The sequence below is a fragment of the Parapusillimonas granuli genome, from assembly GCF_013416525.1.
Lineage (GTDB): Bacteria > Pseudomonadota > Gammaproteobacteria > Burkholderiales > Burkholderiaceae_B > Parapusillimonas > Parapusillimonas granuli.
Map to the genome: position 1 here is coordinate 61902 of NZ_JACCEM010000002.1, position 13889 is coordinate 75790.

The following is a 13889-nucleotide window of genomic DNA, read 5'->3' on the forward strand; positions in this document are numbered from 1 at the left end:
TGCATGCCCCAGCCCAACCCGTCGCCCCGCGGCACGGGTGCCGCCGTCCAGCCCGGTCAGGGCGGCGACACCCGCCAGTACCTCACCTTCAGCGTCGGCAGCGAGATGTTTGCCGTCGGCATCCTGAACGTGAAGGAAATCATAGAGTATGGCAATTTGACCGAGATCCCCATGATGCCCAATTTCATCCGGGGCGTCATCAACCTGCGCGGCGCCGTGGTGCCGGTCATCGACCTGGGAGCGCGCTTCAGCGGCAGGATTTCCGCCGTGCAGCGGCGCACCTGCATCGTCATCGTGGAGGTGCAGCAGGACGATGAAAAACTCGACATCGGCATCATGGTCGATGCGGTCTCCGAGGTACTGGAGATCCCCGGCGCCGACATCGAGCCCGCCCCCTCCTTCGGCGCGCACATCCGCGCCGACTTCATCGCCGGCATGGGCAAGGTGGCGGGCAAGTTCGTCATCATCCTGAACATCCAGCGCGTGCTGTCGGTCGACGAGATGACGGTGCTGACGCAGATCGGCCAGGGCAAGCACGAGGCCCCGCACGGCGCATGAAGGAACTCGGCATCACCGACGCGGAATTCGCGCGCTTTCAACGCCTGATCCACGAGATCGCCGGCATCAGCCTGGCGGATTCCAAGAAGGTGCTGCTGGTGGGCCGCCTGGGCAAGCGCCTGCGCGCGCTGCAGCTCGACAGCTTCAGCCGGTACCTCGATCTGGTGACCGGCGCCGGCGCGGGCAATGCGCAAGAGCGCCAGGCCATGGTGGACTTGCTGACCACCAACGAGACTTATTTTTTCCGCGAGCAGGCGCATTTCGATTATCTGCGCAATACCATCGTGCCCCAGCATCCGCCGCAGCAGCCCCTGGAAATCTGGAGCGCCGCCGCCTCGACGGGCGAGGAAATCTATACCCTGGCCATGGTGCTGGCCGACTGCCTGGGCGTGCAAGGCGCCTGGAACATCCTGGGCTCGGACATCAGCACCCAGGTGCTGGCCACCGCCGCGCGGGGCCACTACTGGCTGGAACGCACGCGGGGCCTGCCCGCCGAATACCTGCACAAGTACTGCCTCAAGGGCGTTCGCAGCCAGGAAGGCAGCTTCCTGATCGCCCCGGAGCTGCGCCGCCACACGCGCTTCATGCAGATCAATCTCAACGCTCCGCTGCCCGACATCGGGCGCTTCCATGTCGTGTTCCTGCGCAACGTGATGATCTACTTCGACAACCACACCAAGCGCGAAGTCGTGGCGCGCATCGTGCAAAAACTGCATCCCGGCGGCTACCTGATCGTGGGCCATTCCGAGAGCCTCAACGGCATCAATGATTCCGTGAAACTCGTGCGCCCCACCATCTATCGCCTGCCGCCGGCCCAGGCGAGGACATGAGCGCGATGGCCAGGATCAAAGTCATCGTGGTGGACGATTCCGCCGTCGTGCGCCAGGTGAATCGCGAAACGCTGGCGCGCGAGAGCGACATCGAGGTCATCGCCGTCTGCCCCGACCCGGTGGCGGCGCTGGAGAAAATGCGCCTGCAGTGGCCCGACGTGATCGTCACCGACATCGAGATGCCGCGCATGGACGGCATCGCCTTCCTGAAGAAAATCATGGCCGAACGGCCCACGCCCACCGTGGTCTGCTCCTCGCTCACCGAGGAAGGCGCGGCCACCACGATGGAGGCGCTGGCGGCGGGAGCGCTGGCCATCATCACCAAGCCCAAGCTGGGGGTCAAACAGTTCCTGCAGGACGCGGGCGACGACCTCGTCAGCGCCGTGCGCGCCGCCGCACGCGCCAACATGGCCCGCGTACGCACCGCGCCCCGTCCGCGCACCGAGCCGGCGGCCGATACGGCGCCGGCCGCGCGCCCGAACCGCGCCATCGCCGGCAACGTCGGCGCCCTGCACGACACCACCGAAAAAGTCGTGGCCATCGGCACCTCCACCGGCGGCACGCAGGCGCTGGAAGCGGTGCTGACGCAATTGCCGCGCACCAGCACCGGCATCGTCGTGGTGCAGCACATGCCGGAAAAGTTCACCTCGCTGTTCGCCCAGCGCCTCGATGGCTTGTGCGCCATGGAAGTGCGCGAGGCGCAGGACGGCGACCGCGTGCTGCCGGGCCGGGTGCTGATCGCCCAGGGCGGGCGCCACATGCTGCTGCAACGCAGCGGCGCGCAATACTTCGTGCAGGTCCGGGACGGCCCGATGGTGAACCGGCACAAGCCGTCGGTGGACGTGCTGTTCCGTTCCGTGGCCCAAGTGGCGGGGCGCAATGCCTTGGGGATCATCATGACCGGCATGGGCGACGATGGCGCGCGCGGCATGAAGGAAATGCACGACGCCCATGCGCAGACCATCGCCGAAGACGAGTCCACCTGCGTGGTATTCGGCATGCCGAAAGCGGCCATCGACATGGGCGGCGTCGGCAAGGTGCTGCCGCTGGACCGCATCGCCCAGGAGATCATCGCCTATGGCCGCTGACCCGCAACTGCTCGGCCGCGCCGGTGCGCACGCCTCCAGGGGCGTGTCCGCCGACGGCGCAGCGGGGCGCAACCTGGAGCGCGTGGCGCGCATGATCAACCCGGGGGGCTGGGCGGTGGAGGACGAGCGCCCGATCGCCACTCTGCTGGGCTCGTGCGTGGCGGTCTGCCTGTACGATCCGAAATTGCGGCTGGCGGGCATGAACCACTTTCTGTTGCCCGGCGGCAGCCGGCGCCATGTCAACGATGACGACACCGTGCTGCACGGCGACTATGCGATGGAGGTGTTGCGCAACGCCATGTTCGCGCGCGGCGCGTCCGAAGATCGCCTGGTGGCCAAGGCCTTTGGCGGCGGCAATGTGGTGAATGCGATCCACATGGCCATCGGCACGCGCAATGCGGAATTCGCACGCCAGTGGCTGCAGCGCGAGGGCATCCCGCTGCTGGCCGACGACATGGGCGGCTCCTGGTCGCGCAAAGTGGTGCTGGACCCGCTCACGGGCGATGCCTTCTGCCGCCGCGGCGCCGTTCACCAGCCCGAGGCGATTTCGATGGCGAACGCGGAAAACGCCTACGAAAAAGAATTGCTGAAGCGCGGGGCGGCGCCGACGGCGCGGGAAAAGAAGATCGAACTGTTCTGATGCCGGCTATGCGCAGGGCGTGCGACAGATTCTCCTGCTCATGGAACAGGCGGGTTTTTTCTCCATCACTCCATGAGCCGCCTCGCTTCACGAACAGCCGGGCAGACGCGTCGCATGCGTTCCAGCAACGACCCGAAGAAACGTTCATCCACTTTTGCGGCGGCTTGCAGGCCGTCGGCGATGGCCTGCGATTGTTCGTCGTAGCGGTGAAGAAACCCATAGGCTTCCGCCAAGGCGTGCAGGAAGATGGCGGCAACGCTGGGCATGATCTGCTGTATGCCTTGCGCACAGGCTTGCAGAACGGCAATGCCGCCTTCGTCGCCCTGCCTGACCCGCATCCAGGCCTGGAGCATGCGGCCAAGGCCCTGCCACGTTGCCAGCTGATAGAGGTCGGCAACGGACTGGAGTTCGCGTGTGTGGTCGGCCACGGCCTGGATATTGCCCAGAAAGCGTTCGAGCATCGCGGCAAAGCCGAGCGCGGCGCACAGGCTGTCGGGGTCGTCCAGCGACCGGGCCCGCGCCAGCGAACGGCGGCTGGCGGCAAGCGCGTCAGAAGTCCGATGCTGTTTCCAATGCGCCCATGACTGATAGGCCAGGCAGGCGACGGCGGGGTCCAGTCCTCCCATCGTGTTTTGCAGGCGGTCGCCCGCCTCCGCGCCCGCCCGCGCATGGCGGCATGCCTCATCGGGCCGGTCGAGCCACAGCGCGACGTTGGCGTTGGCGGTATGCGCCTTGGCCAGCAGTTCCCTGTCGGCGCCGTGCGTCGCCAATTCCAGTAGCTCCCGCGCCAGCTCGCGCGCCCGCGGAAAACCGTAGCCGGGCCGCGAACTGGATACCGTCCACAAGCCCCACAGGATCTCGAAGCGCTGCTTCAGGGGCAGCCGCTCATGGCTGAGCTCGAAGGCGCGGTCATAGATGCGGGCCGCGTCCTGCGAACCATAGCCTCGGCCGAGCTGAACGGCTTGGCCCAGTGAAAGAAGCAGCGCCGCCTCTTGCGAGTCCCGTTCCTCGCCGCGCGGCAACTGATCGAGCAGGTTCAGGCCTTCCCGCAGATGCTTGTCCGCTTCCGCGGTGGCGGAAACGCGCAGCGCCTGCCGCCCCGCGCTCAGCCACCACCGAATCGCCGCGGCGGGATCGCCGGCGCGGGTGTAATGATGGGCGATTTCCGCCGGCTGCTGGGCAGCCCGTTGCGGATGGCGCCGGCTCAATGCGTCGGCGACGCGGCGATGGGCTTCGCGGCGATCGGCCTGGATCTGCGAGTCATACGCCGCTTCCTGGATGAGGGCATGACGGAACTGGAAGGCGGCATCCGGCGCGGCGACGGCGGAAATCAGGTGGGCATCGACCAGGCGGCGCAAAACAGGCTCAAGGGCGGGAGCCTGCAAAGCGCTGATGCGCTCCAGCAGGCTTTGCTCGAACCTTCGGCCTATCGTGGCGGCCAATTGAAGAATGCGCCGGGCTTGCGGCACGGAATCGAGGCGGGTCAGCAACAGGTCGCGCAAGATGGCGGGAATGCCGCCGCCCTCGTCGGGCGCGCCGGACGATATGCGCGCCATCTGTTCCGCATAGAAGGGGATGCCGTCGGCGCGCCGGACGATGGAATCAATGGCCCGGGAAGACAGGGAGCCGACGGTGGCTCGCGCCAGCCGGGCGATCTCGGCATCCCGCAAGGGCTGCAGCTCCAGCACGGCTTCGGCCTTCAGCCAGGCCGGATCGAAATCGGGCCGTGCCGTGATCAGGGTCAGCAGCGCGGCGGGGCGCTTGCGATGCAGCAGCCGTTCCAGCAGGTCCCGGGTGGTGACATCCAGCCACTGGCCGTCTTCGATGATCAGCAGCAGAGGCCGGGTGGACGCAATGCTGTCAAGCAGCAACAGCATCATGTCCAGGGTCTGCTGCTTGCGTTGCTGGGGCGAAGGCACGGGCGCGTCGGCCGGCGCGATGGACAGCAGCAGCATGAGAACGGGTTCGGCGGCGTCGGCCACGGCGGGATGCTGACGGCGCAGGTAATCCTGGAGCTTGCGGCGCTGCGCGGCGGGCGTGTCGTCCGCCGACAGCCCCAGTATGGATTCGAACAGGGCAATCACCGGATAAAGCGGCGTATGGCGATGTTCGGGGTAACAGTGCAGATGCCGGACTCCGGCGGGACGGCGGGCGGCCTCGTCGCGCAAGGCGCCGGCCAGCCGGGTCTTGCCGATGCCCGCTTCGCCGCGCAGCACCAGGAATTGCGGCTCCCCGCGGGACGCCAGGCGCCAGAGTTTTTTCAGTCGCTGCAGTTCGGCCCGCCTGCCGATCAGCACGGGGGCGGCAGGCGCGGCGGCACGGGGGCTGGCATCGCCGTCTTCTCGCGCAAGCAACAGATGGGCGGGAGGTTCGGCGGACGCGGTTCCCGCCTTCCTCCCGGCATCCAAGCGTTCCAGCGCACGCAGCGGGAACCGGCCATGCAACAAATGAGCCGTGGCATCGCTGACGACGATGCCGCTTTTGCGCAGGCGCCGGCAAAGCCGCCAGGCCGTGCCCGAGGCGCTGCCGATGATGTCGGGGATGAAAGGATCGAAGCCGGTGACGATGACGCCGGTATGGATGCCCGCGCGAAAGCGGTACGGCGGGCCGAAGAGCGATGACAATTCGAGGGCCGCCAGCACCGCCTGCCTGCCCGCCTGTTCCTGCGCGGTGGGATACCCCAGGTAGGCGTAAAGATAGCCGTCATGGCCTTGGGCGATATGGCCGGCATGACGGCGCAGCACCACGGTGCAGACCGAACGGGCCTCGGCCAATTGTTCCGTGCAGTCGCCTTGTACGCCGGGTGGCAGATCGAGGTGGCAGCACAGAATGGTCACTTGGCGGCGCTCGGCTTTTGCGGGCGGCGGGCTTTCTTGCGCAGCGGACGCGCCCGGGCGCCCGGCCGCCAGGCCGCTTTTGTGGATGGCCTCGAACAGGGCGTGCGTGCTGGCGGCGGGATCGGAACTGAAGTCCTGCGCAAGGCCGGCGCGATAGGCGTCGTAATGGACCTGCGCCGTGGCGTACTGCCTCTGGTCCGCCAGCAGGCGCATGTGCCGGCGATGCGCGGCCTCGTTCCAAGGTTCCAATTCCATGCAGCGTTGGGCGTAGGCCAGCGCCAGATCAGGCTTCCCGGCTGCTTCGCAAGCACTGCACAGCCTCTCAGCCAGCAGGAAGGCACGCCCTCGCAGGCTCTGGCGGCGCGCGTCCAGCCACAGCTCGAACTCGGGCGCGTCGCTCAAGGCGAGCCCGGACAGGAACTCCCCCCGATAGACGGCAAGCCGTGATTCGAGCCCGCCCAGGCATTGCGCACAAACAGCGGACGAATCGGGGCCCGGGCCATGGCCGCAACCCGGGAAGGGCTCGGTCAGGACAGCCACGTCGACACGGCAATCGGGATGCGCAGCATGGAAACGCAGCGTGTCGCGGGTAACCGCCAGAAACTCCGACGCCGACGGGCCCAAAGCATCACGCAAGCGGCGCAGCGCCTGCCGGAGATTGCCGCGTGCCGATTCGGCGGTCAGGTTGGGCCATAACAGGGATGCCAGGTGTTCCCGCGCATGGCTGCGATCCTGTTCGATGGATAAATAGGCCGCCAGCGCCACGGCTTTGCCGTAGAGCCTTCCCTTCAGGGGCGCGCCGTCCAGCATGAATTCCCATTCCCCCAGCAGGCGGATGGACAGGCGGGGCGGCGCGGGAGACGCGTTCACACGAGGATTGCAGTTCACGGCCAGTTCACGGTGGATTGCTCAAATCATCCTGTCTGTAAAACTTTGTATTGGTTTGAGAGCTTATTACGCAAGCCCCGACAACGCAAACAAGCAAACGGCGAGTTGCCGGCATGTGCGCAACATCGACGAAAGCCCCCATCCCTGATCCGAGAAAACCATGGCTCATTCCACTTACTTCAGCCTGTTCAACGCCGACTGGTATCTGGCGCGGAATCCCGACGTGGCCGCCAGCCTCATCCCCGCCGAGCAGCACTTCCTGTCATATGGCAAGGCCGAAGGCCGGGCGCCCGGCCCGCTGTTCAATCCGCAGGACTACCTGGCCGGCAACCCGGACGTGGCCGCGGCCGTCGCGGCCGGGCTGACCACGGCCTACGATCACTTCACGCAATACGGCGCCGGCGAAGACCGTTCGCCGCTGGCCCTGTTCGATACGGGCTTCTATCTGGCGCAAAATCCGGACGTGGCCGAAGCCGTCGCCGCCGGGCACATCGGCGCGGTGGAGCACTTTCTGTTGTTCGGCCAGGGCGAACCGCGGCGGATCAACCCCTTCATCGACCTGGGGGCATACGCGAACGCGAACCCGGACGTGGCCGAAGCCGCGCAGGCCGGCATGTCCGTGCTGGGCCACCTGCTGCAATACGGCGCCGCCGAAGGCCGCGACCTGGGCAACGGCCTGAACCTGGGCGTCTTCGCCAACGATCCCCGGTTCCAGGCCGCCATCGACTCCGGCAATTTCCAGGATGCACTGGAACGCGTGCAGGAAGTGGCGCCGTTCCTGCCCGGCTTCCAGCCGCCGGCAGGCTGGGCGCCCCCCGCGAACACTCCGATCCCGACCGACTTCACACCGCCGGCGGGCACCAAGCTGGTGATACCGCCGTCGGTGGCGGTGCCGCCCGATACCGAGCTGCCGGATACCTTCGAGCCGGTGGCGCCGGCACCGCCCTTCCCCACGCCGGGCGGAGGTGGCGGCGGCGCCCCTTCTGAACCGTTCAAAGTGACGGTCGAGAGCGGCGTCGTTACCTTCGCCGATGGCAGCGGCGACATTTCCTTCATCACCAGCGGCACGGTCGCCACCTTTTCCCGGGGCGGCGTTCCGGCAGCGACGACGGTCGATCTGGGCACAGCCACCAAGATCACCGTCGCCAGTGGCCAGACCCTCGCCGCCACCGCCGCGCAAGTCACCGGCATGAGCGTCGATGGCGATGGAACCGTGGCGATCAGCGGACTGGAGTCGACGCTGAATGCCGATCTGTCGAAAATCGTAGCGGCCACCGCCACGGCGAGCTTCATCCTCACCGGCGACGGTCAGGGCGCTCCCAGCGCTTTTTCCGGCAACGTCGGCAACGCCAAGGTCATCGTCACTGCGGAGCGCCCCGACTATATGGGCAATGCCGCTGATTTCGTGACTGCCGCCATGGGCAACGGCGCATCGTTTGAAGTGATATCACCCGCCAGCCTCTCCATCCGGGCGTCTGAGCTCAGTGGAAAAACCGTCACCGGAACCGGCACTGCGATCGTGCATCTCACCACTGCGGATGCCTCGAATATCGACACACAGGGCATCGCGGACAGCGTCTTTTTAGGCATCAATGTCGTTGAATCCGCCGATATTTCCACCAACGTCAATCTGGTGAATGTCGACGGGTATCAGCTACTTCCCGACGACCCGACCAACCTACCGACGTTGACGATGACAGCCGCGCAGGCCGACGGCAAACAGATATTGAATGGCGGCCACGTCATCATTATCGGTTTAATAGGCACCACCAGCCTGACTGGCATCGTGAACATGGCCGCCGACCCGAACGCCCAGCCGCCCGCTCCTGTTCCCACGGTCAAGGCCATCGTCACGGCAAGCGCCGACCTTGGCAACGTCGACCTCTCCAGGCTCACGGCGCTGGAAATCAGCGGCAGCGGCATCACCGTGACCGCCAGCCCGGCGCAGTATGCCGCCTGGAAGGATACCGTCGCCAGGAACGGCAACGACTTCCTTTCCAGCGACGCCACGGCGCCCACCGCCACCATCACGGCAGCCGGTTATGACATGACTGCCGACGCCCTGACGCTCACCGGGACGGATTTCGACACGCTGCTCGAAGCCGGCGAAAACGCCGATACCGACATCAAGGGCCGCCTGGACTGGACCAGGCTGGTATGGAACATCGATGGCGATAATGCACAGGCACAGGCGTTTGCAGTAAGCGATATCGCCTCCGCCAAGGTCACGGCGGACGGCACCCTGACCATCGCGCTTACGCCCGTCAAAGCCACGGCACTGAAAACAACGGCCGGCTTCGGGGGCACCAACGACACCCTGGTCATTGCGCAGGGGTTCGCGCGCGACCTTTCGGGCAACGCGGCCACCACGGACGGCTTCAACACAAACAATGTCGTCACCATTACGAATGCCACGTTCACCGTGGAACTTGACAACGGCGTCATCACCTTCGGCGGCAATCTCGCAACCGGCGACATCACCGTCACGGAAAGCGCCGACGACACACTGATCTTCACCCGTGAAGGCATCGTGGCGGAAAACAAGCCGACCATTGCCAGTTTGACCGACCACACCGGCATTCCCGCGCTCACAGGCGGCAACAAACTGCTGATGACGGCCGCGGTCTTCGCCGTCGTCAATGGCAAGCTCGCCGACGGAGCGGCAACCGTCGATGCCGATGGCGAGACTGATCCAGGGGTGATCAGCGCACTCGTATCGGCCCGGGCGAAGAAAATCGCCGAAGGAGGACTGAAAAAGCTGACGCTCGACGACGCCATCTTTGCAGGCATTCCAAACGGGTACCAGGTGAACATGGCTCTTGCCGATCAAGGTGACGGCGCCCTGACCGTCAACGGCGCGGACACGGGCGTCACCATCGATGCCGCCTTCTACACCAAGGGCATGAAGCTCAACGGGGGCGGCGGCGACGACACCATCACCGGGAGCCAGGGCGATGACATCATCAGCGGGGGCGCGGGCGACGACACCATCGGCCTGTCCTCATACTTTGCACCAGCCGGCTCCGATACCGTCGTCTATGCATCCACGGCCGCCGACAACGGTCAGGATGCCATCACGGGCTTCATTGTCGGGGCCACAGCCGGTAGCGATGTGCTGGATTTCAGCCGGTTCGTTTCCTTGACGGGCGGTCTCGAAGGAACGGGCGATTCCGTCGATGGAACATTCGACTACCTGACCGCCGGCGCCGCCAGCGGCGGAACCGACATCGCCGGAAAAATCTTTCTATGGCAGGGCAGCGATACCACCGCCCTGGCCGCCTTGATCGACTCCACAGCCGGCGATGGCGGGCTGGGCCTGGCGGATGGAGAAAAGGCCGTCGTCCTTTATAAATCCAGCCCGCTGGAAGGTATTATCTCGACCTTCTATATCGCCTACATCACCGGTGCCGGCAACGATAATGAAACCATCGAAACCGTCGGCACCGTGTACGTCAATTCCGACAGTGGACTGGTCGGCGCAAACCTTCGGTTTGTAAGCTAACATCCGCACCGCGGCCAAAGGGTCCGCCAATGCGGAGATCGTCGACTATCACTGAAGCACCGAGGCTTGCATCATGACCCGAACCGTTCCACTGCCCACAGGGCGCGTAAGCTGCCCGCAGTCCGCTGCTGCGACCATGCGGACAGTGGACTGGTCGGCGCAAACTTCGGTTTGTAAGCTAACATCCGCACCGCGGCCAAAGGGTCCGCCAATGCGGAGATCGTCGACTATCACTGAAGCACCGAGGCTTGCATCATGACCCGAACCGTTCCACTGCCCACAGGGCGCGTAGCTGCCCGCAGTCCGCTGCTGCGCCCATGCGCACTGCCACAGCATCATGGCCTACTGGCATCCGGCCTGCCGGCAGGTTACATGCCCGGTCGTCAGGTTGCGGCATTGCGAATAATTAGGGGTGCAGCAAGCACCGCCGGCGGTTGGCATGAACACCTCTCCCTGCATGCACCGCATGGGGACCGCCACGGGCGCCATGTGTCGCATTTTTTGGATCTTGTCCCAAACAATATTGGTGAGCCTTGCGGCTTTGGCTTCGGCGGCACGTTCCATGTCGATCACTCAGGCCATGAGCCTTCCAGCAAAGAGGGCGCGGTCATTTTCGTCAAGCTCCGGCAGATGCGGCCGCAGGAACAGCAATCCGTGCGTATCGATACGCGCGCCGCCGCCTCCTGGCACAGCGAGGAAGGCCGCGAAGTGTGTCCCCTGTTCTCGGATGACATCGAGCAGACCAGCCTGCAGCGGCTGGCGCTTGGCGAGGCCGTGTTCACCGCAGCGGTGGATGGCGCCGAGCTGCTGGTATTGACCGGCAATGTGGTGATGGACGGCGAGTCCTATGAACGAGGCGGCTGGATACGTCTGCCGGCCGGCCAGTATCCCGGAATAGTCGCCGGCGCGCAGGGGACGACCGTTTATCTCAAGATCGGCCGCCTTGGCGAAACGCCGGTTGGGGCATGACCATGCAGACGGCACGCATCGCCATCGTCGGCGGAGGTTTGGCCGGACTGTACGCGGCGCGCTTGCTGGAGCATCATGGTATCGACGACTATGTGCTCCTGGAGTCTCGTGATGACTGGGGCGGCCGGATCCTGTCCACGCCCCCAATCGCAAGCGGGGTGCCGCAAGACCGCTTCGACCTTGGCCCGACATGGTTCTGGCCCGCCTACCAGCCACAACTGGACCGCCTCATCGACAGCCTCGGCCTTGAACGCTTCATGCAGCATGAGGATGGCGATATGCTCGTCGAGTATGCGCAGGATGCGGCTCCCAAACGTGTGCGGGGCTATGGCTCTGCGCCGCCCTCGATGCGTCTGGTGGGCGGCATGGGCGTACTGATCGATGCCATACGTTCGGGCCTGGCATCGGACAACCTTATTCTCGGCCAGCCTGTGCGGCGCCTGCGCTGCGATGGCCTTCACATAGAGTTGGACGCCGACGATGCCCAGGGACAAGTCATCACCTATCGCGCGGAGCATGTGCTGCTGGCCCTCCCGCCGCGCCTTGCCGCGGCCTCCATCAGCTTCTCGCCTGAATTGCCTGGCACCGTGGCGCATGAATGGCTCGAAACGGCGACATGGATGGCGCCGCATGCCAAGTATGTCGCCCTATATGACGAGCCGTTCTGGCGCACGCAAGGACTTTCCGGCGAAGCCCGCAGCGCCTGGGGGCCGTTGGGAGAAATCCATGACGCGTCAATGCCTGGCGGCAGCGCGGCACTGTTCGGATTCTTCAGCGTGGCGGCGCGCGTGCGCCACGGGGTTTACATTGATGTGCTGCGTACGCACTGCCGTGCCCAACTGCGGCGCCTATTTGGCGCCGAAGCGTCAGGATTCAAGGCGGATTTCATTAAAGACTGGGCCGCTGACCCCTGCACGGCAACGCCGCATGACATGGACGGGCTGGCCGATCACGGCCACGCGCCTGCAGCCGGGGTGCCATCGGGCTTGTGGCGTAACCGGATCATCGGCATTGCCAGCGAATGGTCGATTCGGTATCCAGGCTATGTCGCAGGCGCCATCGAGGCGGCCGACCTCGGCGTGCGGGCGCTCTTGCGCAGTGAGTGCGGTAGCGGCGCGCACCGAGAGGCTGATTCATCCAGAAGATCCAAAGGATGATGCCGGAGATCACGCGCATGGCATCCGCGTGCGAAAAGGTGCGCGCGGCATCGGCCGGCTTATCGCAGGTTCTCTGGATGGATTCTGATGACGAGGCTCATCTCCGGTATAGCGAGTTGGATCGACGGTTCCTCATCGGCATCTCGCTTCACTCGGCGAGAATGCGAGCTTTTCGCCGCATCGCCAGCGCAAGCGCTGCGACCGACAAGGCGAGCGGAGCAAAGGACACCCAGAGCACGGTATTCCAGCCATAGGCGGACAGCAGCCCTCCCGACGAGAATGATCCGATTGCCATCAGGCCGAAGACGATGAAATCGTTGAGTGACTGGACGCGCGTTTTCTCCTCGGGCCGGTGGCATTCCAGTACCAGCGCCGATGCACCCAGGAAGCCGAAGTTCCACCCCGCTCCGAGCAAGATCAGCGACCACCAGAAATGCATGACCTCAATGCCGCCCAACCCAACGGCGGCGGACAGGCCAATCAGAATCAGGCCCATCGCTGCCATCCTTGCGGCGCCGAAGCGCGAGATCAGCTTGCCGGTAAAGAAGCTCGGCGCATACATGGCGATGACATGCCACTGCAGCCCCAAATTGGCGGATTCCTGGGAGTGCCCGCACATGTGCATCGCCAACGGCGCGGCCGTCATCAGGAAGTTCATGAGCATGTAGGAAACGGCGCCGCAGATCACCGCGGCGACGAAACGCGGCTGCAGGGCGATCTCCTTCAGCGTCCGTCCACCGGCCAGCTCCTGCACCGTTGGCACCGGCAGCCGCACGCCAAGCAGGATGACTGCCGAGATCGCCGCGACCGCTGCTTGTGCCAGGAATGTGGCTGCGAACATGTGCGGTGGCCATAGATCCATCGTCCAGGTCACCAGCTGCGGCCCGACGATCCCCGCGGCAACGCCGCCGGCCATCACGAGCGACAGCGCCCGCGCACGCCGTTCCGCCTCTACGCCATCGGCGGCGGCGAAGCGGAAGGACAGCACAACGGCGGCATAAACGCCACCAAAGAAGGTCGCCAGGCAGAACAACCAGAACCAGCCCGCCATGACCGCAGCCAAGGCCAATAAACCTGCGAGTACACCAGCCCCAGTGCCCAATAGAAAGGCTGCACGCCGCCCGTGGCGCCTGGCGATCGCACCGACCGGTAGCGTGCATGCGGCCATGCCTACCACGAAGATGGAAATCGGCAGGGTCGCCAGCATCGGCGTCGGGGCGAGCATGTTGCCGACGATGGAACCCGTCGCGTAGACCACCACCGAATTCGCGCCGGCCAGTGCCTGGGCGACGGAAAGCCGCCATATGTTTCCCCGTTGAATCTCTGCGGGCAGAACCGCAGCTGGGCCATTGATCGAGGAGGGCGGGCTATGTGTCATTTTCTATAGAGGCGATGTAGTGGGGTTCTCGCGCGGGTCCGG

The 13889-nt window shown here is 65.3% G+C and carries 9 protein-coding genes; 7 read left to right on the top strand and 2 right to left on the bottom strand.

The features are described from left to right. The first annotated feature begins 3 nt into the window (after positions 1 to 3). The 4 genes from H0A72_RS03040 to H0A72_RS03055 are packed head-to-tail and all read left to right on the top strand — an operon-like array spanning position 4 to position 3116. On the top strand, positions 4 to 558 hold the full coding sequence (locus H0A72_RS03040) for a chemotaxis protein CheW (protein WP_180153600.1): 555 nt from the start codon (positions 4 to 6) through the stop codon (positions 556 to 558). After that, positions 555 to 1388, top strand: a complete 834-nt coding sequence (locus H0A72_RS03045; protein WP_180153601.1) for a CheR family methyltransferase — start codon at positions 555 to 557, stop codon at positions 1386 to 1388. Before H0A72_RS03040 ends, H0A72_RS03045 begins: the two co-directional genes overlap by 4 nt. A 5-nt stretch (positions 1389 to 1393) precedes the next feature. Then, positions 1394 to 2476: a protein-glutamate methylesterase/protein-glutamine glutaminase gene (locus H0A72_RS03050; protein ID WP_180154015.1), complete on the top strand. Its 1083-nt coding sequence runs from the start codon at positions 1394 to 1396 to the stop codon at positions 2474 to 2476. Next, entirely contained in the window at positions 2466 to 3116 is a 651-nt protein-coding gene (locus H0A72_RS03055) for a chemotaxis protein CheD (RefSeq protein WP_180153602.1), read from the top strand. Before H0A72_RS03050 ends, H0A72_RS03055 begins: the two co-directional genes overlap by 11 nt. A 65-nt stretch (positions 3117 to 3181) precedes the next feature. Here the strand turns inward: H0A72_RS03055 and H0A72_RS03060 are convergent, their stop codons facing one another. Continuing rightward, complete coding sequence (locus H0A72_RS03060) at positions 3182 to 6823, bottom strand: AAA family ATPase (protein WP_180153603.1); 3642 nt, start codon at positions 6821 to 6823, stop codon at positions 3182 to 3184. Positions 6824 to 7064: 241 nt separating this feature from the next. Between H0A72_RS03060 and H0A72_RS22405 the strand changes: the two genes are divergently transcribed. The 3 genes from H0A72_RS22405 to H0A72_RS03075 all read left to right on the top strand — a co-directional run bounded on the left by H0A72_RS22405 (position 7065) and on the right by H0A72_RS03075 (position 12469). Then, entirely contained in the window at positions 7065 to 10343 is a 3279-nt protein-coding gene (locus tag H0A72_RS22405) for a hypothetical protein (protein WP_180153604.1), read from the top strand. Between the two features lie 255 nt (positions 10344 to 10598). Beyond that, the gene (locus tag H0A72_RS03070; RefSeq protein WP_180153605.1) at positions 10599 to 11312 is read left to right on the top strand and encodes a cupin domain-containing protein; all 714 of its coding nucleotides are present in this window, start codon (positions 10599 to 10601) and stop codon (positions 11310 to 11312) included. Further along, on the top strand, positions 11309 to 12469 hold the full coding sequence (locus H0A72_RS03075; RefSeq protein ID WP_425502462.1) for a flavin monoamine oxidase family protein: 1161 nt from the start codon (positions 11309 to 11311) through the stop codon (positions 12467 to 12469). The genes H0A72_RS03070 and H0A72_RS03075 overlap by 4 nt, the downstream gene beginning before the upstream one ends. Before the next feature lie 148 nt (positions 12470 to 12617). Here H0A72_RS03075 and H0A72_RS03080 read toward each other — a convergent pair whose 3' ends face one another. Next, positions 12618 to 13847 (bottom strand): MFS transporter, encoded by a 1230-nt coding sequence (locus H0A72_RS03080; protein ID WP_180153606.1) that lies wholly within the window; start codon positions 13845 to 13847, stop codon positions 12618 to 12620. Between the last annotated feature and the right edge of the window lie 42 nt (positions 13848 to 13889).

Coding starts and splice junctions, on each gene's coding strand:
- H0A72_RS03080 (WP_180153606.1), bottom strand. CDS start 13,847: ATGACACATAGCCCGCCCTCCTCGATCAATGGCCCAGCTGCGGTTCTG.
- H0A72_RS03055 (WP_180153602.1), top strand. CDS start 2,466: ATGGCCGCTGACCCGCAACTGCTCGGCCGCGCCGGTGCGCACGCCTCC.
- H0A72_RS03050 (WP_180154015.1), top strand. CDS start 1,394: ATGGCCAGGATCAAAGTCATCGTGGTGGACGATTCCGCCGTCGTGCGC.
- H0A72_RS03075 (WP_425502462.1), top strand. CDS start 11,309: ATGACCATGCAGACGGCACGCATCGCCATCGTCGGCGGAGGTTTGGCC.
- H0A72_RS03040 (WP_180153600.1), top strand. CDS start 4: ATGCCCCAGCCCAACCCGTCGCCCCGCGGCACGGGTGCCGCCGTCCAG.
- H0A72_RS03070 (WP_180153605.1), top strand. CDS start 10,599: ATGACCCGAACCGTTCCACTGCCCACAGGGCGCGTAGCTGCCCGCAGT.
- H0A72_RS03045 (WP_180153601.1), top strand. CDS start 555: ATGAAGGAACTCGGCATCACCGACGCGGAATTCGCGCGCTTTCAACGC.